The following is a 25,277-nucleotide window of genomic DNA, read 5'->3' on the forward strand; positions in this document are numbered from 1 at the left end:
TCGCGCGTTGACGCGCAGCCTCGCTCTGGTGCGGTGTAAGCGGGCTTTTATTGCCTGCGCCTGCAGGGCGGGGGCGCTTCCAGATCGGGCGTGGGTCGTCATTCATTGCGCGGACTCACACGGGAGCTGATTGCTCTGAAGCAGGGGGGGCAACTCCGCTTCTGAGCACTCCAGATTGAGGGTCGTAACTCATCGTGCGGCAGGACCGATGTTCGGGGAAGTCCCATTCTGGATCGACATGGGGCGCTACGGAAGTGATCTCAGATTCGAAGCTGAGAAATGTCCGCTTATAGGCGATGATTTTGGAAGCCCGTCAGGCTGAATTGGGCTGATTTCAGCCGTCTAAGCAGGAGCGCCGGGGAACCAATATCCCCGTGTCGCCATGCCTGCGGGCCGGGATCCGCAAGGGTGGTGATGCGTAGCCCAGGCTCATGATTTGAGCCTGGGTGGGTCTATCCTGCAGCGGTGACTGAATTCCAGGGTGGATCGATGGAAATGGAGCCGCAGGTGATTCGCAATTGCCGCTTCAAGTTTCGGTGCGACCAGACGTGGGACGCGCTGGCGCCGACTGACCGGCCGAACGTCCGCTTCTGCGGTGACTGCGAGCGAACGGTTCACCTGTGCACGACCCCGGAGAGCTTGCTGACGGCGATAGTGAACGACCACTGCGTTGCCTTCGATCGAAAGGCGATGGCGATCGCCCCCTTTTTACCCGATGGCCCCGAAATACATGTGGGGGAAATGACGATCTATCGCGAGTGAGTCCTGTGCGCAGTGATTTTCCTGCCCACCCAGAAACGGCCGTCTTCAACGAAAGATTGATTTGAGGGTGCCATGAATCCTGAAGACAGTGATGTAGAGAAGCCCGAGCCAATGCATTGCGCCGTTCCGAGGCTACGGATGTTGAAGGAGAGGGAGAACGCGGAACGCGAAGAACTGAGCTCCCTGAGGGATGAAGTGAGATCGTTGCAGTGCACGAACGATATTCTTCAGCGCAATCTCGATATGGTTATTTCAGCGGCGCAAACGCGACGCCTTCCTCGGCCAGATTCTCGAGGTGCGGCGGCGGTTGCGCTGATTAGCGAGCTTCTTGAAGCGTCGGGCGGTGACGCTGGAGTCGCGATGAGGAGGGCGGGAGTTATCTCGTTCGATCTGGATCAGTGGCTCGCTCGGGTTCGGGATGTGCTCAATGCCGGACTTGCAGAGGGATGGCAGATGGTGCCTGTGAGTCCCACGAAACCCATGGAGTATGCGATCGCCAACTTCCTGGAAAACGTACCCCGTCTCGGGAACACAATGGCGGCTGCTGCCAAGCTCTATCAACTGATCCTGGACATGGCTCCGACTCCGGCGCCGCCCACGGACTGAAGCTTGGCGAGGCGTGCAATGGTGACAGAAAGAACCTGTCGAAAGACCACCGAACCCTACCGGATTCGTGCGTCCGATCAGCCGCTGATTCTGGGGGCATTGCAACTGGCGACCTGGTTGTTGGCTCAGCCGGAATGCACGGCTGAGCAGCGCACCGCAATCCAGACCATACACGGCCTGCTTCAGGCGCTGCCGAACCCGCCCCCACCAGATCTTTGCGGTAGCTTCGGATTCGAATTTATTTCCGGCGACATCGATTCCCCCTATATGAGCTGTTGGGATGTCGGCTTCTGTCGCTCCTGCTTCGAAATATTTTGCACCGGCTTTGAAGAAGAGGCCCGTGAGTTCGGCTGGCAGTTGTGCCCTGGAGAAGAGAACCGCAACGGCGAGGACATTTCGCTTTGGTTGAACGGCATCTCGAATCCGAGGGCCGCATGCTCGTCACGGACTTCGTTCCGAATTGTGGCGTCGGTCATCACCATAGTGGATTGACGTCCATAAGATAGCCCTCAGTCTTCGCTGTGCCCAGGCGGCAGCACACTGCAGTGGGTTGTGCGTACCTATCTATCAAAAGCCCGAGACGGAAACGTCGAGCTGCGATAGGCGCCTTTTCTTGCGATCTTCATCGGCAGGTTCGTTTCGCTCCACCCCGAAAAGACCCAATGGACCCGCCGACGCGGCTGTACTCATCTGATCGTTCCGACCGGCTGCCCCAACCCTGAGCAACCGCTCGCTTGTGCCAAGGATCGTCGGATGACGCCACTGCATCAAGATACAGTCTTATACGAGGCTGCTTCAACGAGAAGAATGTTCGAAGTTGCTCAGATAGCGCTCCCTCAATAGGCGCTGTGCGTGCCCGAAAGAGGCTACCGGCCTTTGCGCATGGCGTCGTCCGATTTATCCCGGACAGCATCTCGTGAATGGCAGGGAAGTTGGTTCGATTGTTGTTGTCTATCAATAGCGGTGCCACCTCAAATGGACAAGGTCGATAGTTCCTGTCCCAAGATGCATACATGCGCCCCTGAAGTTGCCGAGTTGAGATCGGAGGAGTAAGCCCCGTGACCCTAACTTCACCGATTCCACCCTGCAAGAAGGCAAGTTGATCGCCTGCTCGGAGTGGCGATCGCAGAGTGTGCAGTAGATTTTTCCCATGGCATCCAGTAATGCCAAAGGATCCGAATTCCCAAAAGGGGTCGTTGCGTCGATCGGCTGCGCCTTGAGGTCGGCGCAGATAGACGAGATACAAACTCACGTCGACGCCTGAATTATGGCGGTGACCCACTGATCGGCCTGCGGGTACTGCGAGCAATCGAGGACGAACTCCTGGCCTTTGGCGACTGAGCTCAGAGTGACCCTGTTGCCGTCTGGTTTCCAACGGTCAAGCTTTCCGTGATACGACAGCGGTGTCCGGTTTCCGCCGGGGTGAAACCAAAGCGGCAAAGACCACACGCTGCGGGTAGCTCCCTGCTTGGATAGTCGAAGGTTCTCATTGTACGTTGGAAAACGTCCGCCTCCGAATTTCGCGCGAGATGAAAATCTCGACGTCGGCGAACAAACGTACAGCGTGTTTCTCTCGTCGGTGTAGTGCTCTGGGCGAGCGACGTGCGCATGGCTGGATACCCAAGGAAAGGATCGGAGACAGCCATCGCGGTTGCGCACAATGGGTAGTACTTCGTCCACTTCAATCCAGCCAAACATTACATGCAGGTGAGGTGCATTCCTGGCGTAGCGCCATCGGCCACCGTGCAATTCGATTTCGCGGAACCACCCAAAGAAAAGAAAGACGTCATCTTTCGAGATGCCGTTTTCCGCGAGATGGCTTTGTGCCGTGCCGGTTTGCCCGAGTGTGGGGCGCCAGCCCAACTCGCGCGCAGAATTTGGATGCTCCAGTTCAGGATCCAGATGAATTGTGGAGTCCAGACCATGCATTCCACCGCTGAGGTCGCGCAACACACGGTCTAGTTCAATGCCAGGAACGTACAGTTCACGGAAGGTCGCACGATCGTGGTTGCTCGGAATTGGAAGTGGCAGCAGTGTCCCGTCAGGCAAAATGGGGCTTGGCATTCCGCCATAGCTGGAGTCAAAACCCTTCCGAGAGAGAACTAACTTCATCTTATCGTTTGCCCCGTCTCTTGCGCCCACGAAACGGTGCCGGAAAAGTTCTCGGTTGCAGACGCGGTAGGTCAAGCATGAGCAATCGTATACGGTCTGAGGCTCATATCGTGAGAGCGATCAAGGCTTTCTTAGTGCGGTAGCGCCAAATTGGCGGAACGGACCGGGCTGCCAATAGATTTTGAGCTGCTGCGGGCTCCCTGAGGACTCGGCGCTCCTTTCGGTCGGAGGTCGACACGCGAATTTCGAATCCCCATGACGTGGGAGATCGTCGCCCGGCGTCGATCCCGAGCACATCCAGCGCTGACGCTGAATCGTGTGCATCTGGCGCCGGATCCTGGAGGGCTACGCTGAATTATGTGCACACAGCTTTGAGTCGTCAGCAGGTTGCGCTGAATCGTGTGCGGTATCGCCGATGTGCCGATGCATTGACTTCGATATCCGTGCGCGCGCAACATGACGGCATGGCGATTTTCACGAACAGCTTCCTCATACCCGGCGGTATATGCGCGTTGCATCGCGCGTATGACCTTGCCCGGGTAGCTCAACGGTAGAGCAGCGGCCTTATAAGCCGACCGGTCCCTTCGGGACCGCTTCGCCAGATTAGCGACAGGTTGCCGGTTCAAATCCGGTCCCGGGTACCACACATGGTATTTCTGGAGCCTGCGCATGGCAGACGAACAGCAGCCGAATTCACGGGATCCTCATCCCGGCGACGTCTATAGCCAAAGACATAAGAACCTCTCAAGCTTGAGAGCAAAGCATCCTCAGCAGTTCCCGCTCGAGGACTGGTGCTACTTCTGGCCCAACGGCTGGGATTGGCTGGTTGGCGGTGCATCTGCATCACTTGCAGCAACGGCACCCGAGGAGTCGTGGGATCAGATCAAGGAAAAGTATGGTCAGCTTCGGCTGTACCGTACGAGCACGTTGCGCCTTGATATCCGCACGCCAGATGGCTTGCTCTCCGGATTCGCAGACAGGATCGACAGGTCGCCCAAGATCATCGAGCTCGACAACCGTCTGCGTCGGCTCGAAACAGCAAGCAAGACGACTTGCATGGCTTGCGGGGGAAAGCACGGTCCCGGCAGACAGGTTGAGCACTCCGGCTGGATTCACGTCGCATGCCAGGCCTGCGAATCGTTGATCCGAGATTTTCGGAATCACCCCGAGGAGCGTGGACCGTGAAGATCCGCGTCTACTCCGATTTGCATCTTGAATTTGGCCCCGACGCTTCGCGGCTGAGAGTGCGTGGCGAAGAGGATTTGGTCGTGCTCGCGGGCGACATCGCGCTCGGTGTTAGGGGTGTGAAATGGGCGAGGGTGGCGTTTCCTCATGTGCCGGTGGTTTATGTCCTCGGAAACCATGAGTTCTATGGCCACGCGTTCGACACGTTGGTCGATGAGTGCAAGGCGGCCGCGCACGGCAGCAATGTTCGCGTCCTCGAACGCGATGCGCTCGACATCCTCGGCATTCGAATCCTGGGCTGCACGCTGTGGACGGACTTCAAGCTGCTTGGCGAGGAGCGAGCCCGGGAAGCGGAAGAGTGGGCCCGCAACGCGATGAATGACTACCGCGTCATTCGCCTGGCGGACGAGAGCGTCCTCACGACTGAGCGAACGGTGAAGGTGTTTGAGCAGAGTGCGGCCTGGCTCGATCAGCAGATCGCGGCTGCGGACCGCCCTGTCCTGGTCGTCACGCACTTCGCTCCCACGGAAGCGACGGCAAGCCCGGTGTACAAGGGCAGCATCAGCAACGCCTCGTTCCACTCGAACCTCGATCGCCTGATCAGGCCGCCGGTGAAGCTGTGGATCCATGGACACACTCACAGCAATGTCGAAGCGCAGGTCAATGGCGTCTGCGTGACGTCAAATCAGCTCGGGTATCCGCGCGAGCGGACTGCTGGATTTCGAGTGAGCGGCATCTTCGAGTTCGGGGACTGACATGCTCGAATCGCCCGGGCATTACAAACTGCGTTGGATTGCTCATCGCAAAGTGGAACGTGTGCTCGTCGTCGGCGACATCCACGGCGAGTTCGAGATGTTTCAAAGACTGCTGAGCGTCGCCAATTACAAAGAGGACGATGACTTTGTTTTCGCCTTGGGCGATCTGATCGATCGCGGACCGGACAGTCGCAAGGTGCTCGACTGGTTCGCGCGTACGCGCGGGAGAATGTCCCTGCTGGGCAATCACGAGGCGATGATGCTCGATGCAGGATCAAGCTGGGAGACGGATCGAGTGTGGCGCCGTAACGGCGGCGATTGGGCAAATAATCTGGATGAGACGTCGGCTTATCTCTATCGCTGCATGATTCGTCAGATGCCGCTCACTGGGGAGATCAAGTACAACAATGGCTTTCGGGTCGGACTGGTGCATGCCGAGGTGCGGCCTGGTTTGAATTGGGAGCGCATGTCAAAGGTCCGCTCAGGCCCGGGCGATTCGACAAACGATTGGCTGCCGACGAACTCTTCAAGCGCGATTTGGGGGCGATCGCGGTACATCGCCGACGCCTTGCTCCGCGAAAAATCGCCTTCCGAACTAGGCGTGGATCGCAAGGTGTCCGCATGGCGCAATCTTCAGCCCATCAAGGGGATTGATCTGGTGATCGCAGGTCACAGCGTGACCTCAGACTCCTTGCCGCGTGGGCGGGGAAACATCCTGTGGATCGACACGGGTGCAGGTTTCCATGTGAAAGATTTCAAGGGCCGGCTGACCATGGTCGATCCTGCCGCGCGCAAGTACTGGCAGGTGGGTCGAGCGGAAGACGAGGTCTGGGGGCCGCTGCCTTTGCCGGATCCAGAGCCGGTGCCGCCCGATCTGCGGCCTACGCGTAAGGAGATTCAGCAAGCCAAGGAGATCGAGGCGCTCGCCGAGGAGAAGCGGAGGGCAGCTTTCAAGCTGCTTGGATATTGATGATCCAACGAATGGGTAGTCTCAATGCGGAATCGCAGTCTCCGCCGCACCCTGGCAATATCTATGCGAGCGAAGCGACAAACGTTGCCGAGCTCAAGGCGCTCTACCCTCGTCAGTTCCCTTCCGAGTACTGGAACTACTCCTGGCCGGATGGGTGGCATTATTTGGTCGTCGAGGGCTGCAAGGTTCTTGCTCATGGCGCTCCGCACAGTTTCTGGCGCCAGATAAAAGAGAAAGATGCCGGACTGCGGCTTTACTACGCCGGTCGCGCTGAGAGTATGAGTACGCAGACCCCTGAGCTCAGGGCCGCTATTCGCATGCTAGAGGCGGCTAGTCTGCAAACCTGCTGCCTTTGTGGCGGGCGCAACGGAATTGGGACCAGCGTTTTGTTCAATAGCTGGTGGCTGACCGTTTGTGAGATGTGCGAGCCCCTGGTCCGAGAGCATCGTTCATTGCTTTTAGGCAAGGGAGGAGTCAATCGAATCCATCGTCAATCGCCCTGACTCCAAACCGACCTCCAGATTTCAAGGCGGGGGCACTTACTTGCTTGTCCTGGCCTGCGCTGAGGCCACGGCGCCGGCTTGGCAGGGGACGCCTGCACTACAGGAGCAGGTAGGCCACATTGCTCATGGGGCAAAAGACGTACACATCGCCGTCGATCGGGGCGTTTGCAGTTTCAGCGCGCTCTTTGGAAATGAGGAAGGTGATGCCTCGGTCTGACAGGCGCGTAATCTGAACGACCGCGCTCCTGATTTTCAGGCTCGCGAAGATCTCTGGTGCCTCGTGCACGCACACCTGGACGGTCATCGATTCGCCCGCACCGCTGGAGATGTTGTGATCGGTGGCCCCACTGTTTTGCAGCCACTCCACCATCTCGATGGACGCGGCCTCCACTGCGGGTGCCAGGGTTGCGTGGATCAGCATAGGAAAAGACCTCGGTGAGAAGACGTCGAAGCGTTCACGCCGACCTCGGGTTTGTCAGCGCGGCTTCGACGGCTTTCTTGAGCCGGTCATAGGCGCCGATGCGCTTCGAATTGATCCGCGAATGCATCAGCATCGGCAGCCCAATCGCACCCAGAATGGGGCCACCGAATACATAGGAGATCAGCCCCAGTCCGTGGGACATCTGCATCAGCAGCCATGCAAATGGAATATTCAGGAAGAATCCGAAGAAGGCACCGATGAGCATGTGTCCGCCCTTGGCCTCCCACAGGTTCAGAAGTAGGCCCCACTCGAGACCTAGATCAATGACGGTGTAGACCTGAAAGGTCGCACCGGTCGTCTGATTGATGTATTTCCAGGGCTTGTCGTCGTGCCCGTCCAGCTGGAGTTCGTACTCCACGAAGGTGTGCCCAGGGCGACCCTGCAGGTCGATGTTGTAGAGCGTCCTGGAGGTTTCCCTACCAGTAGCGTCTCTGAACCACACCACCTGTTTTTGCCGGGTCTGGCTCTGGATGTCGTGAACCACGACTTTGCCGTGCCCGGCGAACAGCTGCCCGCCGCCCCCACCCCCGGCGAGGTGTGTGAGATGCTGCTCGTCAATCGAGATGAGAGTCAGCGTGCGGGTGACGCACACCACGGGGAAGTCGGACATTCAGGGCTCTTGTAGGGTCAGGTAGGGGTGGGGGCGAACATTTGCCCCGCTCCTTCACTACGGCACCGCATCGATCGTCACCGTGACTCCCGACTGGTATGAGATCGATCCGCCATAGGTGTAGGCCCCCACTTCCTTGGACTCCGATTCGGCCATGCAGAGCAGACCAATGGTGTACTCGCCCTGGGGGAGGACGCCGGTTGCGCTCCCGAGCTCGCCGGCCGGAAACGCATTGGAGCCACCTCGGTAGGTGGGGGTGGGGGCGCCGTGCTTCAGCGCATAAGCAGCCTGGGGTGGTGTGGCGCTGAAAATGTCGAAGGTGTTTCCGAACGGTTGCCCTGCGGGTGGGATGGCGTTGGCCCCCGGGTCGGAGGCCACGACGAAGACGCTGATTCCATGTGTCGTGTCTCGCAGCGGCGCGCCACCCCCACCCACCTGCCCACCATCAGTAATTGTTCCTGATGGCCCCGGCGTCGAGATGCTATAGCTCGCACCAGCGGGGTTGTTGATGGCGAAGTGGATCCATGCCGTCTGGTCGGCGCGGGTCAAGCGCTCCTCGGCAGGTACATAGTTCGCCGTCAGCGCCGATGCGCAATTGATAGTGATTGAGAACGGGGTGGTGGTGTTCGCAGGCACCTGAATGCTGGACCCGCTTTGTGCCGAGGCGTTGTCGATCGCCAGCGGCCCTAGGGTTGCACCCACCGTGCTCCCCGCGACTGCGACGGGTTGGTCGATGTCGGACCGGGCACCGTTGGCGTCGCCGGTGCAGTCGAGAGCTTGGTTGCAGCCATAGGCCAAGGCATAGCCCTGTAGCCGGGCACGGCCGATGGTTGCAACCACTGCCGGGGTAGGGGTGGGGGTGGGAGTCGGCGTGACCGATGGAGTGGCAGTCGGCGTCGCCGTGGCGGTCGGGGTGGGAGTGGCAGTAGGTGTCGCCGTCGCCGTCGCCGTCGCCGTGGCGGTCGGGGTCGATGTTGGCATCGGCGTTGTGGTCGCCGTAGCGGTGGGGGTGGCCGTGGATGTCGCTGTAGCTGTGGGACGAGGCGTAGTTGTGACTATGGGCGCAGTCGGTGTGGCTATTGCAGTAGGGGTCGCCGTTGGCCCGGATGTCGGAGTAGCCGTCGGCGCTATCGTGGGCGTTCCCGTTGGCGAGGTAGTTGCGCTCGGCGTTGCGGTTGGTTCTGGTGACTCAGTCGGCGCTCCGGTGCCTTGATTGCAGGCTGTCAAAGCGAGGCAGGCCAAGATCGCGGCTCTCTGCATCATGAAGTTTCCCCCTCCAGTTTTATGTCATCGCCGCCGAAAGGGCGAAATGGTTGATCGATAGAAGCACATTTTTATCATATATGGCAAAAATTTTATCAAATAAGGAATGTACAGCTTCTAGTTGCCCGCACAGGCTTCGCGCATGGTTAAGCGCAAGGCGAACTCACCGGAGTTGCGGGAGATTTTCGGACTGAACGTCCGGATTGAGCGCACGCGCGCGCGACTATCTCTGGAGGACGTCGCCCATGCAGCAGGGACATCGTCCAGCTACCTTAGTCGAGTGGAACGAGGTCTCGTGTCTCCTAGCTTGGATGCGGTAGCCCGCATTGCCAGGGCGTTATCAGTTTCTCCCGTTGCACTTATGGAAGAAACTCAGCGGCGATTGTAGATGTGCGTAGCGCGCTTCAAATCAATGGCTTCATCCGCGGTGACCTCAGCGCCCGAGTCTATCCGGGCGCCGAGGCGGTTCCATCGATGCCTAGCTATCGCTGCAGACCATCAACGTTTCAGTCACGAACTTCCGAGACTGCAAAGCGTCGTTCTCATGCCAGATGCAGAGAACCCGGTCCGGCGGGTTGTACTCCTCAATGTATGCAAAGTCCGGATCGGGAAGATAAACACGAGAAACGGTCATTTTCGGACCGCCTCCGCTCTTGAGTTGCACAACATCACCCACTTTGATTTTCATTTGATCGACCTCGCTTTCAAGTTGAACTGCAGAAGTTCAATGGCCGCGTGCATTTGCCTAACAAGTCGCGTCCACTGAAGGTGAAAACGGCTAGTTAGCGCGCCAGCTTCTTCGCGATGCGCGGCGCTAGAGCGTGGTAGTACCGAGTAACCATGGCCAGTGTCTTGTGCCCAGAAACGAACATGACCTCTGGCAGGCTGAGCCCGTAGCGATCAGCATTCTCGATCAGATCGCTGATGGCCTCGTGCCTCAGGTCGTGAAATCGAAAATTCTGAATGCCGGAGCGGCGACGCACGCGATTCCACGCTGTTCGAATGGATTCGGACTCACAGTCGAAGACGGGGCCGGCCCGCTTTGGCTTCAGCGAACGCAGAATTTCCACGGCGCGAGGTTTAAGCGGGACCGCTCGTGCCTCGCCGTTCTTTGATGTCTGCAGTTGAACGTAGCAACGATCGAAGTCCACGTCCTGCCAACGCATTGAAGCCAGCTCGCCCAGTCGCATTGCGGTTTCAACCGCCAACTCGACGACGGCATAGATTGGAACAGATGCGAACTCGGATTTTTCGTACTCACGAGCTGCGGCGAAGACAAGTGCTCGCTCCTCATCCAGTAGACGGCGCACTCGGCCACGCGCCGCCTTGGGCCGTACTCCGGCGACGACGGGGTTCGACATTCCCTCCAGTCCCCATTCGAGCTGAGCCTTTCGAAAAACGTCACTAACGAGGCAGAGCTCCTTCCGGATGGTCGCGTCTTTGGGCGTCTGGCCCAGGACCTTGCTGCCATTTCTGTAGGTGCGGATGCTTGGACTTTGCCGGCGGATATTCCGGTACGTGGCAATGTGCTTTGGCCGGATCTCGGTGAGCTTCAGGTCCAGCATGTGAACGGCGAAGGTGCGAAGCACCCGAATAACGCATCTTTCCTCGCGAGCTCCCTTCTTTGTGGGAGTAATCAGCTCTTCATACAAAATCAGGGCTTGGCGAAATGTCAGGCCTTCCGCGTCGTGGAGCAGCGATGCCGCAGAGCTAGAGTAAGCGCCGACCCTCGAGGAGAGAACCACTGGCATTTCGATGGACAGTGCAAGATGGTCTGAAGCTTCTGGCTTATCCGGCTTTCTTGTGCGTTTCATGCTGAGCGTCCGCGTGATGGGTGCGCTCAATAAGATCTACCCGAAAATCAGGCTTAGGAAGAATTCGTCGCATTGCACCAGAACCCTGGAGCGAGCGAGTCGAATCCAGCTGGAACCAGTGAAGTTTCCCGAAGTGCCCGTCCACTCTGTTGGTGGAGCCGTGACGCCGCTTCGGGGGCCAGATGCCGGGGGAGTGCCTCGCAACTCAATTTCACTTGGCAGTAGTGAGAGGCTGGTTTCTGAGAGCCTGACAAGAGTGCCGGCCCTATCAGGCAAGAATTTTCCCGGGTGCAAATAGTGCGCATACCACAACATCGGCGGTAATTGCCTTTACCTTTTTGAGCCGCGCCGGGTCGCCCCTACCTTGCAATGTTTGCTAAGCCTTGATCATGGATTTCGCCAGCCCCGGGGCGCAGCCTGTAATAAGGCGGCGAACTCCGCAGACGCCAGATGATGGACTCACACACACAGTGGGAGCACATCGATGGCAGCAGCAACTCATGGACTTGGCAAGAAAGACACAACAAGGGAGAAGAAAACGGAGGTGGAATATCGCACCCGCGGGCACAATTTCATCGCAAAAGCTTTGGGCGGTCGCCCGCTCACAGTTCAGACCCTGCCTGAACTCGACAGCTTCGCCACAGTTGAAGCGCGGCGGTTGGCGAAGTCTTCCTGCCGCTTTTTGCGCCGCGCCATTCGTTTCGTGCTGATTCATGACTACCAGCAAATTGGCTGGGCCGACGGTTTCAAAAAATCGGCGGATGCGAACTGGCCGTGGCACGCAGACAAGAACTTGCCGATTCGCGCCTCTGGCTTTAAGGCGAAAATTGTGACGAGTGCACTGCTTGCTGGCCTCCTCAGCAAGCTGAACTCGCGCAGCAACCCTGATTTGGTATGGCGCGCGGACCCCTGCAAACATGGCGCGGACTACCTCAGGGGCACGGAGTTGATCGGGCTGAGGCCGTGCGAATGGCCCAATGCCATCTGGACATGGCTGGGTCCCAAGGATCAGAAAGTCTTTGCGGTCGTAGTGCTGAATGCCAAGTATTCGAACGACCGGGCCCATGGACCCTACCGTACGATTCTCTGCCCGGGCTTGATCCGCAGTGAGATCCGCCTGATTCAAAAACTCATCATCCTCGCAGCGAAAAACGCGTCCAGCTGGAAAGCATTCAAGAGCAGGATGGAAGTGGCGATCCGCGAAGCAGGAAAAGCATTGCACGCGGACAATATGGACGCCATGCGATCGAGGGCGAAGATCGACCGACATTACGAGATAATCGAGGCCAAGGAGCGGCGGGACGAGCGCATCTTTGAAGACCCGTGGCAGCTGCCCGCATATGTCAACGAATGTGAATCAACGTATGCGTACTGGGTCGACACGATCAATATCGCCTACAGGAAAGCGATGCGACGGACCTATGGACAGCGGCGGCGCATCACGCTCTATACGATGCGCCATCGGTTCATCGCTACGTTGAAGAGGGCTGGGGTCTCGCGAGTAGAAATTGCTGCGCTGGCCGGGCACATCTCAACCAAGACCGCACATCACCACTATGCGCACGCCCATGCGGGCGGGGCAGGAGGGCAAAAGGTTTTTGCGACTAAAGAGGACGTGGAGCGCGTGAACGACAACTATACGATGCGCCCGACCCCTCCTCGTGAGGCCCCGACGCCCCCTCAGGTTTCCGGGGAGGAGCCGAGCTTCGGCTAGATGTGGGGCGCAGAAGTCATTCAGTCTCCGGCCCACTTGACGGGGAAAGTGGTGGCCGGGGACGGAATCGAACCGCCGACACGGGGATTTTCAATCCCCTGCTCTACCGACTGAGCTACCCGGCCTTTTGCGCGTCGCGCGTACCCGGAAACGGAAGGCCGGGTGAAGGAGCGCGGTATTAAAGCGGCGCGACCCTGGCAAGTCAAGGGAAATCGCGCCGCGACGGGGGCTTATTCCGATGCGGGCCTGGGCGGTACGTAGCCGGTTTCGGAGGTCTTGCCGTCGCCGAAGAAGTAGCGGTCCATTTCCTCGCTGAGGAACTTGCGCGCGGAGGCGTCGGACAGCACGAGGCGATATTCGTTGATCAGGCGCGTCTGGTGCGCGACCCATTCCTGCCAGGCCTGCTTGGAGACGTTCTCGAACACGCGCTGGCCGAGCGAGCCGGGCATCGGCGGGCGATCGAGGCCTTCAGCGTCGGTCTTGAGCTTGATGCAGTGGACGGTACGGCTCATGGATTCTTCAGTCGGCGGGAGTGAGTAGCTTGCGGATCGGCGCGGGCAGACCCAGCGCGGCGAGTTTGCTTAGGTTAACCCAGCGCCGCTGGTCCGGCTCGTTGAGCTGCGGTGGCGGATCGAACTGCACTTGCACGGGCTGCAGGGTCAGGTCGAAGTGCGTGAAGGCGTGATGCATCGGCGGCAGGGCCTCCTGCGACGCTACGGAGGCGAGCATGGCGTCGGCCCACTCGCCGCTGGCGAGGCGCGCATCGTCGAGCAATGGCGGGCACCACAGGCCGCCCCAGATGCCCAGCGGTGGGCGTCGTTCCAGCAGCAGTTCGCCCGCGCTGTTGCGCGCGAGCAATACGCGCACGGCGCGTTGTGGTCGCGACTTCTTCGGCTTCGGTTGCGGGAACTGGGCGACGGCATTCTGTGCGAGCGCTGCGCAGTCGGCGGACACCGGGCACTCGCCGCAGCGCGGTTTGCGCGTTGTGCAGATGGTGGCGCCCAGATCCATCAGCGCCTGCGTGTAGTCGGCCAGGCGCGTTTCCGGGAGCAGCGCTTCCGACAGCGTCCAGAGGCGGTGCTGCACGGCGGTTTCGCCCGGCCAGCCGGGAATGGCGGCATGGCGCGCGAGGACGCGGCGGACGTTGCCGTCGAGGATCGGCACGCGCGCGCCATGCGCCTGAGCGAGGATGGCGCCGGCGGTCGAGCGACCGATGCCGGGCAGATCCGTGAGCGCTTCGACGGTCTGCGGAAACTCGCCGCCATGCTCGGCAACGATTTGCTGCGCGCAGCGGTGCAGGTTGCGCGCGCGGGCGTAGTAGCCGAGGCCGGCCCATAGCGCGAGCACGTCGTCGATCGGCGCGGCGGCCAGCGCCGCGACGGTCGGGAATTTCTGCAGGAAGCGCTCGAAGTAGCGGATGACCGTCGTCACCTGCGTCTGCTGCAGCATGATTTCCGACAGCCAGACGCGATACGGCTCGCGCGGGTGCTGCCAGGGAAGGTCATGGCGCCCATGCTGGTCGAACCAGCTCAGCAGGCGCGTTGCGAATGGCGCAGTCATGGCGTGGAGCGGGCGAGGCGTTCGATGCCGTTGGCGGTCGTGATGGCTTCTCGGCGCATTGCGCGGGCAATCGCCCAGGGGCCGATGACCGGCGGCACCCAGAAGTCCGGTTCCACTTCGGCTTCGAAGCGCAGACAGGTGTGCGCCGCGCAGGGACGCATCTGCCACTGCGCGCGGCCGTAACGCAGGTTGCTCAGCGCCGGGATGACGTCCGCATCCATCTGCGCCAGTTTGTCGCCGACGATCGTGCGGATGTCCTGCACCTGGTTCAGCCGTGCGCAGAAGAACCAGACGCAGACGCGGACACGGGTCTTGAGCCGGCGCCGATCGGCGGAGGCCGCCGGCAGCAGCTCGGCAGATTCGATGGCGTCGTTGATCTTCGGCAGGTTCGCGAAATCCTCGAACACGGCGAAGCTTTTCGCCATCGGCGCATCGAGCGTCGCGGCCAGCTGCATCCGGTAGCGAGAGCCGCTGTGCGTGATGTCGAGGGAATCAATGCTGGCGGCCTGTGCCGGCATCAGCCAGGCCGCCAGGATCAGTGCGCAGCCGCGCCTCACTGCGTAGGCGCTGCCGGTGCGGGTGTCGCGGTCGCCTCGGCGGCGGGCGCCGCTGCGGCGCCTGCGTCGGTGGCTGGCGCAGCGCCTTTCTTCTTCTTGCCGAAGATCAGGTCGCCGAGCTTCTCGTTGATCTTTTCCTTGATCTGCTGCTCGCTGTTTTCGCCCTTGGGCAGGTCGAGCTCTTCAGCCAGCTTTTCCTTGAGTTTGTCCTTCGCGGCGTTCTTGGCGACTTCGTCGAGGCGCAGCTTGTACTTGGGCTTGAACAGGTTGCCGCTCAGCTCGATCGGCACCGTCAGGCCCTTGAGCTGATCCAGGCCCTTGCCGCCCTGGCCCTTGCTGGTTTCGACCACCGTGGGTTTGGCGAGAAAGTTGATGGTCTCGTTGACGAGATCGATCGAGCCGCTGCCGGCCAGGCGAAAGGCTGGACTCGCGGCAGCGAGATCGGAGGTGTTGAGCACGCCATTGACGATGTTGGCGCTGCCGCTGAGTGCGGCGAAATCGGTTTCCAGCGGTTCGTTGGACGCTTTCGGCGCCGGCTGTCCTTGCAGCAGCGCTTCGCCGGTACGCAGGATCTGACCGAGATTGAAGCCCTTGACCGCGCCCTGTTCCGCCTTGAACGAGATCGTGCCGTTGAGCGCCTTGCGGATATCGCCAACGGTCGTGCCGCGGCTGGTCACGTCAATGTTGAAGCTGCCCAGGCCGCTGACGTAGTCCTTTCCCAGCAGATCGGCGAGAAAGGGCGCCGCGTTGAGTGCGGTCAGATTGGTTTTCAGCGCGAATGCCGGGGTGCCGCCGCCGTTATAGCGGTTGCTCAGGTTGACGCTGCCGCCATAGAGCTTGGCGCTGAGGTCCTGGGTCTTGGCCTGCGTGCCCTTTCCCCCCAGCTGCAGGCGGACGTCGGCCAGCTGCAGCTTGTTGATCGTCAGCTTGGCGATGTCGATCGTGCCTTCGGCGTTGAGCTTGTCGAGCGCTTCGGTCGGCAGCTTGATGGCATTGACGTCGCTGGCCGGGCCGGGTTCCGCGGCGGGCGTTTTCTCTTCGGTCTTCGGCGGCAGATAGCGGTCCGCGTTGATCGCATCGACCTTCAGCGCGAGGTCCAGGGCCTGGGTCGCGAAGTCGGTGACGGCGATCTGACCGGTCAGTGTCGTATCGTCCAGCGTGATCTTGAGATCGCGCAGCGCGGCGGTCTTGAAGCTGCCGCTGTACTGCGCGGAAAGATCGGCCTTGCTCAGCACCTTGGGATCGGCGGTCTGCGGCGCTTCGATGCCGAGCAGTTTCATCAGATCGCGCGGCGAGAACGTTGCGATCTTGATCGGTCCGGACAGCTTCGGCTGTTCGCCGTTGAGTCCTTCGCCCTTGATCGACGTCGTGATCACCGCGCCGGCGGCGTCGATGCGCGCGTCCTTCAGTTCGAAGCTGCCCTGCTTCTGGTCGTAGCGGACGGCGCTGTCGAGCGCGACGGTCTGCTTGCCGCCCGGCAGCGTATCGCCGGTGGCGGTCGCCTTGAGCTTGAGCGCGTCGATGCTGAACTGACCCTGCTTCATGTCGGCGCGGACCTGCGCCGTCAGACCGCCCTCGGTCTCGATGGCCGGATCCTGCATCTTCAGCTTGAAACGGATATCCGGATCCTTGAGCGTGACGATCTGGGTTTCCAGATCCGGCGAGACGTTGGCATTGAGCTTGAGCTCGAAGGCCGCCTTCGGCGCCTCGGACGTCGTCTTCAGCGACAACTCGACGTCGAACGGCTCGCCCGGCGTGATGCTGCCGATGTCGAGATCCAGCGGCTCGATCGCGTAGGCCTTGCCGGCCTTGGCATCGCTGTAGCGGATCACCGCATCGCTGATCTCGATGCCGTCGATGTTGATGTCTTCGAGCTTGAAACTGGCCTCGCCTTCGGCTTTTGGTTCGTCCTTCGGCTTGTCGCGCTCGAGCTGCTCGCGATGGGCGCTGATGTCCTGCCAGTTGTTGATGCCTTCCTTGTTGACCGCGAGGTTGAGGCGCATGCCGTCGAGCGTGATGCCGCTGATCTTGGCCTGCTTGTCGCGTAGCAGCGGCAGCAGTTCGATGCCGACGCCCATCTGGTGAACCGCCGCGAACGGCTCGCTGCCGAAGCCCTCGGCATTGCCAAGCTTGGCGTCGGTGACCTCCACGCGCAGCCAGGGGAACACGCGCAGCTCGATATTGCCGACCTCGAACTGACGGCCGGTCTCGTCATGGACGATCTCGGAGATCTGCTGGCGGAAATTGTTGGGGTCGAAAAACATCGGCAAGGCGATCACTGCGGCGAGCAGCAATGCGAACAACACGCCGAAGATGATCAGGAAGATCTTGAGCGGCTTGGCCATGATCGAGCGACATCCGTACAAAAAGGGGAGATCGCCAGTGTAACGGCTCCAGACCGGCGCGCAGATTAACGGCGGCTGGCTGCGGTCCTAGCCGCCGCCGATGGCCTGGACGATCAGTAACTTGTCGCCGTCCGCAACGGTTGTTGACCCATGCCGCGAACGCGGCACGATCTCGCCGTTGAGTTCGATGGCGACACGGCGTTCGCCCATGTGCAGCTGCTCCAGCAGTTCGACCAGGCTCAGGGCCTGGGTCAGCGTGCGGGATTCGCCATTGACGATGATTTGCATGGGGCCGGGCGGGAGATCGATTGAGTCAGGCGGGCGGGCATGGAATACAATGCGGCCTCGCGGTGCGGGCGTAGTTTAATGGTAGAACTGAAGCTTCCCAAGCTTCTAGCGTGGGTTCGATTCCCATCGCCCGCTCCAACCCTCTTGTGAGCAGACCCCGATCGGGGCCTGTCGCGCATCCCCCGGATCACTGCGTGCCACCGCCGCCTGCCGATCCGTGGTGCATCGATCTGGAGATTCGGGTGGAAGATACGCTGCAAGTTGCCGGCCGCACATTCCGGTCGCGCCTGCTGGTCGGTACCGGCAAGTACAAGGATCTCGATGAGACCGGCCGGGCGATCGAAGCCAGCGGTGCCGAGGTCGTCACGGTGGCGATCCGCCGCGCCAACATCGGCCAGAATCCGAACGAGCCGAATCTGCTCGACGTGATTCCGCCGTCGAAGTACACGATCCTGCCGAACACCGCCGGCTGCTATACGGTGGAAGACGCGGTGCGCACCTGCCGCCTCGCACGTGAGCTGCTCGACGGCCATGATCTCGTCAAGCTCGAAGTGCTCGGCGACGCCAAGACCCTGTATCCGGACGTGCCGGCGACGCTGGAAGCGGCGAAGATTCTGATCGCCGACGGCTTCAAGGTCATGGTCTATACCAGCGATGATCCGATCATCTGCAAGCGCCTCGAAGACATGGGCTGCGTCGCGGTGATGCCGCTGGCCGCGCCGATCGGCTCGGGCCTGGGCATCCAGAACCGTTACAACATCCTGACCATCGTCGAGCAGGCCAAGGTGCCGATCATTGTCGACGCCGGCGTCGGCACCGCGTCCGACGCCGCGATCGCCATGGAACTGGGTTGCGACGGCGTGCTGATGAACACCGCCATCGCCGAAGCGAAGAACCCGGTGCTGATGGCCAGCGCAATGCGAAAGGCGATCGAAGCCGGCCGCGAGGCGTTCCGCGCCGGTCGCATGCCGCGCCGGCGTTTCGCCAGCGCGTCGTCGCCGACCGAAGGCCTGCCGTTCTAAGCGGCGATGGCGCTGTACACGCCCAAGGCTTTTGTTGCGCCGTCGCTGCAGCCATCGCTGACGCTGATCGCGGCGCGGCCGTTCGCCACGCTGGTGACGACGGCCGCCGATGGCGAGCCGCACATTACCCACCTGCCGCTGCTGTGGTCGCCCGGCGGCGAGTCCGGCGTGCTCAGCGGGCACATGGCGCGCGCCAACCCGCATTGGCAGGTGTTTTCCAGTGGCCGGACGGTCGCCGTTTTTCACGGACCGCATGCCTATATCTCGCCGGGCTGGTACGAGCAGCCGGCGCGCGAGGTGCCGACCTGGAACTACGCAACAGTGCACGCGCAGGGTGTGCCGGTGCTGGTCGAAGAACGCGAGGCCAAGCTGGCGATGATCGACGAGCTCACCGCGCATTTTGAATCCGGCCTGCCGTCGCCCTGGACGCGCTCGCTGGATGCCGGCCGGCTCGAGGCCCTTCTCGGCGCATTGGTGACCTTTCGCATTCCGCTGCAGCGCGTTGACGGCAAGTTCAAGATGAACCAGAACAAGACGGCAGCGGATCGCGCCAAGGTCATTGCCAATCTTGCCGTGCTCGGCGACGCAGAGAGCCGCGCAGTGGCCAACTGGATGCGCGGGCATGACTGAATCCGGCAAGCCCGACAGCGACGTCGAGATGCGGCTCCGGCGGATTCGCTCTTTCGTGCGCCGCGAAGGTCGCATGACCGATGGACAGCAACGCGCGATGGCCGAACTGTGGCCGCGCTATGGGCTGGAAGCGCCGGTTGCGCCGCTGCAGCCCGAGACACTGTTTGGCCGTAGCGCGCCGCTGATCTTCGAGATCGGTTTCGGCATGGGCGATTACCTGGCGAGCCGGGTCAGCGGCGAGCCGCAGCACGATTTCATCGGCGTCGAAGTACACCGGCCCGGCGTCGGCCGCGTCATGAATCACGCGCAGCTCGCCGGCCGCGGGAATCTGCGCGTGGCCTGCCACGATGCCGTCGAGGTCCTGCGCGACTGGCTGCCGCCGGACTGCCTGGACGAGATCGTCATCCAGTTTCCGGACCCCTGGCACAAGAAGAAGCACAACAAGCGGCGTCTGATCCAGCCGGAGTTCGTGCAGCTGGCCTTGTCGCGCCTCAAGCCCGGCGGCCTGCTGTCGCTGGCGACCGATTGGGCGCCTTACGCGGAACACATGGTCGCGGTGCTCAACGCCGAACCCGGTTTGCGCAACCAGTCGCCGGACGGCACGTACGTGCCGCGTCCCGAAACCCGGCTGAAAACCAAGTTCGAGAAGCGCGGCGAGCGTCTCGGACACGCGGTTTTCGACCTCGCTTATCTGAAAATCTGAGCAGTTGGCAGATTTTTGAGCGGCGCCGACATATCGCGGTGCCGAAGAGTTCGGTAACCTCCTAAGGCCCGAAGCCTGCATTTTTCGTCAAATACCTTGTCTGTCCAACACCCGATCGTCGGCATTACCGGATCCAGTGGCGCTGGCACCAGCACGGCGGTGAAGGCGTTCACCCGCGTGTTTGACGATCTGCGCCTGAAATCGGCGCTGGTCGAAGGCGATGCCTTCCACGCCTACGACCGCGAGCAGCTGCGACGCACGCTGGAGCGCTCGCGCATCCGCGGCGAGAATTTTTCGCTATTCGGTCCCTCGGCGAATCTGCTGGAGCGTCTCGAGCAGCTGCTGCGCGAGTACGGCGATGCCGGTACGGGTACCACGCGCCACTACCTGCACAAGGAAGACGAGGCCGCGGCATTCGGCCAGCCAGTCGGCACGTTCACCGAATGGGAGCGCCTGCCGACGCCGACCGATCTGCTGTTCTACGAAGGTCTGCATGGCGGCTATGTCGGAGAAGACGTCAATATCGCCCGCCATATCGACCTGCTGATCGGCGTTGTGCCGGTGATCAATCTGGAATGGATCCAGAAGATTCGCCGCGATACCGGTGAGCGCGGCTATCAGCCCGAAGAAGTCCGCCGCACGATCCTGCGCCGCATGCCGGACTACGTCGATTTCATCGTGCCGCAGTATTCGCGGACCGACATCAACTTTCAGCGCGTGCCGCTGGTGGATACCAGTAATCCGCTCGATGCGCGCGAGATTCCGACGCCGGAAGAAAGCCTGGTTGTCGTGCACTTCAACGACAAGTCGCGCGTGCGTGCTGACTTCGACCTGATGCTGCGCGAGTTGCCCGGCTCCTTCCTGTCGCATCCACAGACGGTTGTCGTGCCGGGGCTGCAACAGGAGCGCGCGCTGGAGCTGATTCTGAAGCCCGCAGTCGCCGAACTTGTCGCGCGCCGCGACGCCATCCGCAGCACGATTTAGGGATTTTCCGCATGCAATACCGTCCGCTGGGCCGCACCGGCCTGAACGTCAGCGCAATCTGCCTCGGCACGATGACCTGGGGCGAGCAGAACAGCGAAGCCGAAGCGCACGCGCAGATGGACATGGCGGTGGCGTCCGGCATCAACTTCTTCGATACCGCCGAGATGTATCCGGTGCCGCCGAAGGCCGAGACGCAGGGCCGCACCGAAAGCTACATCGGGACGTGGTTCAAGAAGACCGGCAAGCGCAAGGACATCGTCCTCGCGACCAAGGTCATCGGTCCCGGCATGTTCCCGTACCTGCGTGGCGGGCCGAAGCTGGATCGCGCGCAGGTGCTTGCCGCCTGCGACACGAGCCTGCAGCGGCTGCAGACCGACGTCATCGATCTGTATCAGGTGCACTGGCCGCAGCGGCCGACCAACTATTTCGGTCAGCTGGGCTATACGCATCACGACAGCGGTGACGGTGGCGCGGCGATCGAAGAGACGCTGGCTGCGCTGGGCGAGCTGGTGAAGCAAGGCAAGGTGCGTCACATCGGCATTTCCAACGAGACGCCGTGGGGCCTCGCCGAGTATCTGCGTTTGCATCGCGAGCGCGGATTGCCGCGCGTCGAGTCGGTGCAGAATCCATACAGCCTGCTCAATCGCAGTTACGAAGTCGGCCTCGCCGAATATGCGCACCGCGAGCAGATCGGCTTGCTCGCTTATTCGCCGCTGGCCTTCGGCACGCTGTCCGGCAAGTATCTGAATGGCGCGTGGCCGCCGGCCGCGAGATTGACGCTGTTCAAGCGCTTCTCGCGCTACAACGGCGATCATGCCGCCGCCGCCGTTGCCGAATACGTTGCGCTGGCGAAACGCCACGGCCTCGACACGGCGCAGATGGCACTGGCCTACGTCAACAGCCGGCCGTTCTGCGTGTCGAACATCGTGGGCGCCACCTCGCTGGAGCAACTGCGCAGCAACATCGACAGCAGCAAGCTGGAATTGTCCGCCGAGGTCTACAAGGCCATCGAGGCGATTCACGCGCGGTACACCATTCCCTGTCCATGATTTCCCGCGCCGCATCTCGCGGCGCGCACAGGCGAATTTCCGGCGTTTCAGTTGCTTGCGGGAAATGCCTCGTGCTGGTGCTTGTCGTCGCCGCGGCAGCGGCGTAGAACAAGGCTTACGTGTTGCGCTAGCGCAGCACGCGATGCGCAGGATTGCGCGGGAGATCAGCGATGGCAGAGTGGATCAGCGATATCGCCGTTGGCCAATGGTTCAGGACCGACAGCGATCCCTTCGAAATCGTCGGCGTGGATGCCAAGGCCGAGATCGTTCTGGTGCAGCACTACGACGGCACGCTCGAGGAAATCGAGTTCGAAGCCTGGACGCAGATGCTCGCCAACCGATGCGCGGCGCCGGAGGACTATTCCGGGGCGCTCGATATCGAGGCCGAGGACTACGGCATCGAGCGCGAGGATCTCGGCTCCGGGCATGGTCATTGGGACAGCGCGGCCGATCTGATCGATCAGCACAAGCTCTGATCCGAATCCTTGATTCAAACCCGGAGGTCCGAAGATGCTGTTCAGCGCAATCCGCCGTCCGACGCTGCCTTCCGCTTTCCGTTTCGAGCTGGATGACGGCCTGCCGATTCTGCTGCGGCCGATCCGCAAGGATGACGCGCCGCGCCTGCGCGAAGGCTTCCGGCAGATGACGCAGCTGGTCCGTCGCCGGCGCCTGCCGGGGATTGACGACGACATGGCCGAGCTCAGCGACGATCTGCTGGAGCGTCTGACGGCGGCCGATGGCCGCGACCACGTTGCTTGGGGCGCGCTGAATCTGGAAAAGCCCGACGAGCCGGGCATCGGCGTCGCGCGCTACAACCGCATCGTCGGCGAACCTGCGGCGGCGGACGTCGCGATCACGATCACCAACGAGTATCAGGGCCGCGGTGCCGGTTTTGTGCTGCAGGCCTGCCTGCACTTGAACGCGCAGGCGAATGGCATCCGCACGTTCTACTACGACGTTTCGAGCGACAACGAACGCATCATCCGCCACCTCAAGCTGCTCGGCGCGCAGCATGCCGGCCGCGCCGACAACATCGATCGCCTGAAGCTGCCGGTTTATGGCCGCGCCTGGGATGTGCCGGACGGCAATGACATCGCCCGGCGCTTTGCCGAGGTGTTCCGTCGCCTGCATGGTGTGCAGGCCATCGCCGCCTGAGGTCAGCGCTGCAGCGGTACTCGCTTCGACAGCCACACAACGAGCAGCAGCGACGGAATGCCGAGTGCCGAGGTGTAGACGAAGAACGCCGGATAGCCGAAGCCGTCGACGACGAAGCCCGAGGCGCCCATCAGCAGCTTGCCGGGCAGCGAGAACAGCGACGAGAACAACGCGTACTGCGTCGCCGTGTACGCGGTGTTGGTCAGGCCTGACAGGTAGGCGATGAACGCGGTACCCGCGAAGTTGTAGGCAAAGTTGTCGGCGCTGACGACCAGGCCGAGGCCGAGCAGGCCGGGGTCGTCGCTGAAGGCGAGTGTCGCGAACGACAGGTTCGACAGGATCACGAGGATGCCGCCGACGATCAGGGCTCGGATCAGGCCGAGCTTGGCGACGCCGAAGCCGCCGACGATGACGCCGATGATCGACGCCGCAAGGCCGTAGCCCTTGGCGACGATCGCGATCTCCTGCAGCGTGTAGCCGACGTCGAGATAGAACGGATTGGCCATGACGCCCATCGTGTAGTCGGTCAGCCGGAAGGTGCCGATGAACGCGAGGATCAGCACGCCGGTGCGCGTGCCGTTGCGGGCGAAGAAATCGACGAGCGGACAGACCACGGCGCCGACGAACCAGCCGCCGGCACGGCGCAGCGGCGCCGGCCAGTGCGCCTTTTCGACCATGAAGGCGACGACGCGGCGTTCCTGTTCGGCGGTCGCCGCGCTGACCGGCACGCTCGGTTCCGGGATCAGCAGCGTGGTCAGCACGCCAAGGCCGACCAACGCGGCCATCGACAGGTACGCAGTGCGCCAGTCGAATTCGCCGGCGAGCCACAACGCACCGGCCGTCGCCATCAGCAGGCCGATGCGATAGCCGAGCTGGTAGGTCGCCGCCATCGTGCCCTGCATGTCGACCGGCGCGGACTCGATGCGCCAGGCGTCGATCGCGATGTCCTGCGTCGCACTCGCGAAGGCCACGCAGACCGCGAGCGTCGCCAGCGCGAACAGATGCGCTTTCGGATCGCCGTGCGCCATCGCCGCAAGGCCGACGACGAGCGCGAACTGGGCGAGCAGCATCCAGCTGCGCCGGCGGCCGAACAGGCGGGTTAGCAGCGGCAGCGAGACGCGATCGACGATCGGCGCCCAGACCAGCTTGAACGAATACGCCAGGCCGACCCAGGACAGCAGGCCGATCGTCGCGCGGTCGATGCCGGCTTCGCGCAGCCACGCCGACAGCGTGCTGAACACGAGCAGGAACGGCAGGCCGGCGGAAAAGCCGAGGAACAGCATCGCCAGCGGACGCGGCTGCGCGTAGAGCCGCAGCGTTTCGAGCCAGCCGCGGCCTGTCACGGCCTCACTTGGCATAGTCGATCGTCAGCGGCGCGTGATCCGAAAAGCGTTCGTCCTTGTAGACGCTGGCCGACTTGAGCTTGGCGCGCAGGCTCGGCGAGATGATCTGGTAGTCGATGCGCCACCCGACGTTGTTGGCCCAGGCCTGGCCGCGGTTCGACCACCAGGTGTAAGCCTCGCCCTCATGCGTCGGATGCAGCGTGCGGTAGGCGTCGATCCAGCCGTGTTCCTTCGTGTCGCCGAACAGAACATCGAGCCAGGCGCGTTCGTGCGGCAGGAAGCCGGAGTTCTTCTGGTTGGACTTCCAGTTCTTCAGATCGATGTTGCGGTGGGCGATGTTCCAGTCACCGCAGATCACATAGTCGCGGCCATTGCCGCGCCATTCGCGCAGCTTGGGCAGGAAGAACGCGAGGAAGCGGTCCTTGCTTTCCTGACGTTCCGGTCCGGACGAGCCTGAAGGCAGATATAGGGAAACCACCGACAGCGTGCCGAAGCGCGCCTCGACATAGCGGCCTTCGCCATCGAACTCGTCATTGCCGAGCGTATCGAGCACCGCGTCAGGCTTTTTGCGCGAATAGATCGCGGTGCCGGAATAGCCCTTCTTCTGGGCGTCGCGGAATTGCACGGACCAACCTTGCGGGAAGAAGGTCGGGTCGTCCTGCAGATCGGCGATCTGCGCCTTGGTCTCCTGCAGGCACAGCACGTCGAGGTTCTGCTTGGGCAGCCAGTCGAACAGGCCCTTGCGGGCGGCGGAGCGGATACCGTTGCAATTCAGCGAAACAATGCGCATCGGGAGTCGAGCAGTCTGGGCGATAATGCGCATGGTATCGGCGCCTCGCGCCGGCTGCATATTTCCACTGATCGCA

Annotated in this window: 30 protein-coding genes and 3 tRNA genes; 19 read left to right on the top strand and 14 right to left on the bottom strand. The window is 61.7% G+C overall.

Going from position 1 to position 25,277, the window contains the following annotated elements:
- Window positions 1–489 precede the first annotated feature (489 nt).
- The 3 genes from AC3WUF_RS03325 to AC3WUF_RS03335 all read left to right on the top strand — a co-directional run bounded on the left by AC3WUF_RS03325 (window position 490) and on the right by AC3WUF_RS03335 (window position 1,860).
- On the top strand, window positions 490–762 hold the full coding sequence (locus AC3WUF_RS03325) for a hypothetical protein (RefSeq protein WP_492422401.1): 273 nt from the start codon (window positions 490–492) through the stop codon (window positions 760–762).
- A 72-nt stretch (window positions 763–834) separates the two neighbouring features.
- Window positions 835–1,368, top strand: a complete 534-nt coding sequence (locus tag AC3WUF_RS03330) for a hypothetical protein (protein ID WP_492422403.1) — start codon at window positions 835–837, stop codon at window positions 1,366–1,368.
- Between the two features lie 18 nt (window positions 1,369–1,386).
- Window positions 1,387–1,860 (top strand): hypothetical protein, encoded by a 474-nt coding sequence (locus tag AC3WUF_RS03335; protein WP_492422405.1) that lies wholly within the window; start codon window positions 1,387–1,389, stop codon window positions 1,858–1,860.
- 756 nt (window positions 1,861–2,616) lie between these two features.
- Here the strand turns inward: AC3WUF_RS03335 and AC3WUF_RS03340 are convergent.
- The gene (locus AC3WUF_RS03340) at window positions 2,617–3,555 is read right to left on the bottom strand and encodes an Nmad3 family putative nucleotide modification protein (RefSeq protein WP_492422407.1); all 939 of its coding nucleotides are present in this window, start codon (window positions 3,553–3,555) and stop codon (window positions 2,617–2,619) included.
- 458 nt (window positions 3,556–4,013) lie between these two features.
- Between AC3WUF_RS03340 and AC3WUF_RS03345 the strand changes: the two genes are divergently transcribed.
- The 5 genes from AC3WUF_RS03345 to AC3WUF_RS03365 all read left to right on the top strand — a co-directional run bounded on the left by AC3WUF_RS03345 (window position 4,014) and on the right by AC3WUF_RS03365 (window position 6,893).
- A tRNA-Ile gene (locus tag AC3WUF_RS03345) sits at window positions 4,014–4,124 on the top strand.
- Between the two features lie 25 nt (window positions 4,125–4,149).
- Entirely contained in the window at window positions 4,150–4,665 is a 516-nt protein-coding gene (locus tag AC3WUF_RS03350) for a hypothetical protein (RefSeq protein ID WP_492422409.1), read from the top strand.
- A complete protein-coding gene (locus tag AC3WUF_RS03355; protein ID WP_492422411.1) occupies window positions 4,662–5,420 on the top strand; it encodes a metallophosphoesterase in 759 nt (252 codons plus the stop codon). The genes AC3WUF_RS03350 and AC3WUF_RS03355 overlap by 4 nt, the downstream gene beginning before the upstream one ends.
- A 1-nt stretch (window position 5,421) precedes the next feature.
- A complete protein-coding gene (locus AC3WUF_RS03360) occupies window positions 5,422–6,390 on the top strand; it encodes a metallophosphoesterase (RefSeq protein ID WP_492422413.1) in 969 nt (322 codons plus the stop codon).
- Between the two features lie 11 nt (window positions 6,391–6,401).
- Window positions 6,402–6,893, top strand: a complete 492-nt coding sequence (locus AC3WUF_RS03365) for a nitroreductase family protein (RefSeq protein ID WP_492422415.1) — start codon at window positions 6,402–6,404, stop codon at window positions 6,891–6,893.
- Between the two features lie 97 nt (window positions 6,894–6,990).
- Here AC3WUF_RS03365 and AC3WUF_RS03370 read toward each other — a convergent pair whose 3' ends face one another.
- From AC3WUF_RS03370 to AC3WUF_RS03380, 3 genes are read right to left on the bottom strand one after another with little or no spacing between them, the layout of a single operon-like run.
- Complete coding sequence (locus tag AC3WUF_RS03370) at window positions 6,991–7,314, bottom strand: hypothetical protein (RefSeq protein WP_492422417.1); 324 nt, start codon at window positions 7,312–7,314, stop codon at window positions 6,991–6,993.
- 34 nt (window positions 7,315–7,348) lie between these two features.
- Window positions 7,349–7,984 carry a hypothetical protein gene (locus tag AC3WUF_RS03375; protein ID WP_492422419.1) on the bottom strand — a complete coding sequence of 212 codons (636 nt, stop codon included), beginning with the start codon at window positions 7,982–7,984 and terminating at the stop codon, window positions 7,349–7,351.
- A 57-nt stretch (window positions 7,985–8,041) separates the two neighbouring features.
- Window positions 8,042–8,824 carry a hypothetical protein gene (locus AC3WUF_RS03380; RefSeq protein ID WP_492422421.1) on the bottom strand — a complete coding sequence of 261 codons (783 nt, stop codon included), beginning with the start codon at window positions 8,822–8,824 and terminating at the stop codon, window positions 8,042–8,044.
- On the opposite strand from AC3WUF_RS03380, the gene AC3WUF_RS03385 reads away from it, so the two are divergent.
- Window positions 8,811–9,197 carry a hypothetical protein gene (locus AC3WUF_RS03385; RefSeq protein WP_492422423.1) on the top strand — a complete coding sequence of 129 codons (387 nt, stop codon included), beginning with the start codon at window positions 8,811–8,813 and terminating at the stop codon, window positions 9,195–9,197. The genes AC3WUF_RS03380 and AC3WUF_RS03385 overlap by 14 nt on opposite strands.
- 192 nt (window positions 9,198–9,389) lie before the next feature.
- Window positions 9,390–9,635: a helix-turn-helix domain-containing protein gene (locus AC3WUF_RS03390; protein ID WP_492422425.1), complete on the top strand. Its 246-nt coding sequence runs from the start codon at window positions 9,390–9,392 to the stop codon at window positions 9,633–9,635.
- Between the two features lie 90 nt (window positions 9,636–9,725).
- On the opposite strand, the gene AC3WUF_RS03395 is transcribed toward AC3WUF_RS03390, so the two are convergent.
- A complete protein-coding gene (locus tag AC3WUF_RS03395; protein WP_492422427.1) occupies window positions 9,726–9,935 on the bottom strand; it encodes a YodC family protein in 210 nt (69 codons plus the stop codon).
- Between the two features lie 94 nt (window positions 9,936–10,029).
- The gene (locus AC3WUF_RS03400; protein WP_492422429.1) at window positions 10,030–11,061 is read right to left on the bottom strand and encodes a site-specific integrase; all 1,032 of its coding nucleotides are present in this window, start codon (window positions 11,059–11,061) and stop codon (window positions 10,030–10,032) included.
- A 484-nt stretch (window positions 11,062–11,545) separates the two neighbouring features.
- Here AC3WUF_RS03400 and AC3WUF_RS03405 point away from each other — a divergent pair, with 484 nt between their 5' ends.
- On the top strand, window positions 11,546–12,775 hold the full coding sequence (locus AC3WUF_RS03405; RefSeq protein ID WP_492422431.1) for a site-specific integrase: 1,230 nt from the start codon (window positions 11,546–11,548) through the stop codon (window positions 12,773–12,775).
- Window positions 12,776–12,824: 49 nt separating this feature from the next.
- Here AC3WUF_RS03405 and AC3WUF_RS03410 read toward each other — a convergent pair.
- The 6 genes from AC3WUF_RS03410 to thiS all read right to left on the bottom strand — a co-directional run bounded on the left by AC3WUF_RS03410 (window position 12,825) and on the right by thiS (window position 17,525).
- Window positions 12,825–12,900 (bottom strand) — tRNA-Phe (locus AC3WUF_RS03410).
- A 105-nt stretch (window positions 12,901–13,005) separates the two neighbouring features.
- Window positions 13,006–13,287: an oxidative damage protection protein gene (locus AC3WUF_RS03415; protein ID WP_492422433.1), complete on the bottom strand. Its 282-nt coding sequence runs from the start codon at window positions 13,285–13,287 to the stop codon at window positions 13,006–13,008.
- Between the two features lie 7 nt (window positions 13,288–13,294).
- A complete protein-coding gene (mutY, locus tag AC3WUF_RS03420) occupies window positions 13,295–14,335 on the bottom strand; it encodes an A/G-specific adenine glycosylase (RefSeq protein ID WP_492422435.1) in 1,041 nt (346 codons plus the stop codon).
- Window positions 14,332–14,892 carry an SRPBCC family protein gene (locus tag AC3WUF_RS03425; protein WP_492422437.1) on the bottom strand — a complete coding sequence of 187 codons (561 nt, stop codon included), beginning with the start codon at window positions 14,890–14,892 and terminating at the stop codon, window positions 14,332–14,334. Before AC3WUF_RS03425 ends, mutY begins: the two co-directional genes overlap by 4 nt.
- The gene (locus AC3WUF_RS03430) at window positions 14,889–17,237 is read right to left on the bottom strand and encodes an AsmA family protein (RefSeq protein WP_492422439.1); all 2,349 of its coding nucleotides are present in this window, start codon (window positions 17,235–17,237) and stop codon (window positions 14,889–14,891) included. Before AC3WUF_RS03430 ends, AC3WUF_RS03425 begins: the two co-directional genes overlap by 4 nt.
- Before the next feature lie 87 nt (window positions 17,238–17,324).
- Window positions 17,325–17,525: a sulfur carrier protein ThiS gene (thiS, locus tag AC3WUF_RS03435; RefSeq protein ID WP_492422441.1), complete on the bottom strand. Its 201-nt coding sequence runs from the start codon at window positions 17,523–17,525 to the stop codon at window positions 17,325–17,327.
- A gap of 64 nt (window positions 17,526–17,589) precedes the next feature.
- Here thiS and AC3WUF_RS03440 point away from each other — a divergent pair.
- From AC3WUF_RS03440 to AC3WUF_RS03475, 8 genes are all read left to right on the top strand, one after another.
- A tRNA-Gly gene (locus tag AC3WUF_RS03440) sits at window positions 17,590–17,663 on the top strand.
- Window positions 17,664–17,755: 92 nt separating this feature from the next.
- Window positions 17,756–18,547: a thiazole synthase gene (locus AC3WUF_RS03445; protein ID WP_492423549.1), complete on the top strand. Its 792-nt coding sequence runs from the start codon at window positions 17,756–17,758 to the stop codon at window positions 18,545–18,547.
- 6 nt (window positions 18,548–18,553) lie between these two features.
- Window positions 18,554–19,177, top strand: a complete 624-nt coding sequence (locus AC3WUF_RS03450; protein WP_492422443.1) for an FMN-binding negative transcriptional regulator — start codon at window positions 18,554–18,556, stop codon at window positions 19,175–19,177.
- Entirely contained in the window at window positions 19,170–19,880 is a 711-nt protein-coding gene (trmB, locus tag AC3WUF_RS03455) for a tRNA (guanosine(46)-N7)-methyltransferase TrmB (RefSeq protein ID WP_492422445.1), read from the top strand. Before AC3WUF_RS03450 ends, trmB begins: the two co-directional genes overlap by 8 nt.
- A 96-nt stretch (window positions 19,881–19,976) precedes the next feature.
- Window positions 19,977–20,864, top strand: a complete 888-nt coding sequence (locus tag AC3WUF_RS03460) for a phosphoribulokinase (protein WP_492422447.1) — start codon at window positions 19,977–19,979, stop codon at window positions 20,862–20,864.
- Between the two features lie 11 nt (window positions 20,865–20,875).
- Window positions 20,876–21,913, top strand: a complete 1,038-nt coding sequence (locus AC3WUF_RS03465; RefSeq protein WP_492422449.1) for an NADP(H)-dependent aldo-keto reductase — start codon at window positions 20,876–20,878, stop codon at window positions 21,911–21,913.
- Between the two features lie 170 nt (window positions 21,914–22,083).
- Window positions 22,084–22,389 carry a DUF6763 family protein gene (locus tag AC3WUF_RS03470; RefSeq protein ID WP_492422451.1) on the top strand — a complete coding sequence of 102 codons (306 nt, stop codon included), beginning with the start codon at window positions 22,084–22,086 and terminating at the stop codon, window positions 22,387–22,389.
- 34 nt (window positions 22,390–22,423) lie between these two features.
- The gene (locus AC3WUF_RS03475; protein WP_492422453.1) at window positions 22,424–23,068 is read left to right on the top strand and encodes a GNAT family N-acetyltransferase; all 645 of its coding nucleotides are present in this window, start codon (window positions 22,424–22,426) and stop codon (window positions 23,066–23,068) included.
- A gap of 2 nt (window positions 23,069–23,070) precedes the next feature.
- Here the strand turns inward: AC3WUF_RS03475 and AC3WUF_RS03480 are convergent, their stop codons facing one another.
- Window positions 23,071–24,426, bottom strand: a complete 1,356-nt coding sequence (locus AC3WUF_RS03480) for an AmpG family muropeptide MFS transporter (RefSeq protein WP_492422455.1) — start codon at window positions 24,424–24,426, stop codon at window positions 23,071–23,073.
- Window positions 24,416–25,201, bottom strand: a complete 786-nt coding sequence (locus AC3WUF_RS03485) for an exodeoxyribonuclease III (protein WP_492422457.1) — start codon at window positions 25,199–25,201, stop codon at window positions 24,416–24,418. Before AC3WUF_RS03485 ends, AC3WUF_RS03480 begins: the two co-directional genes overlap by 11 nt.
- Between the last annotated feature and the right edge of the window lie 76 nt (window positions 25,202–25,277).

The sequence above is a fragment of the Fontimonas sp. FW305-C-3 genome, from assembly GCF_058783185.1.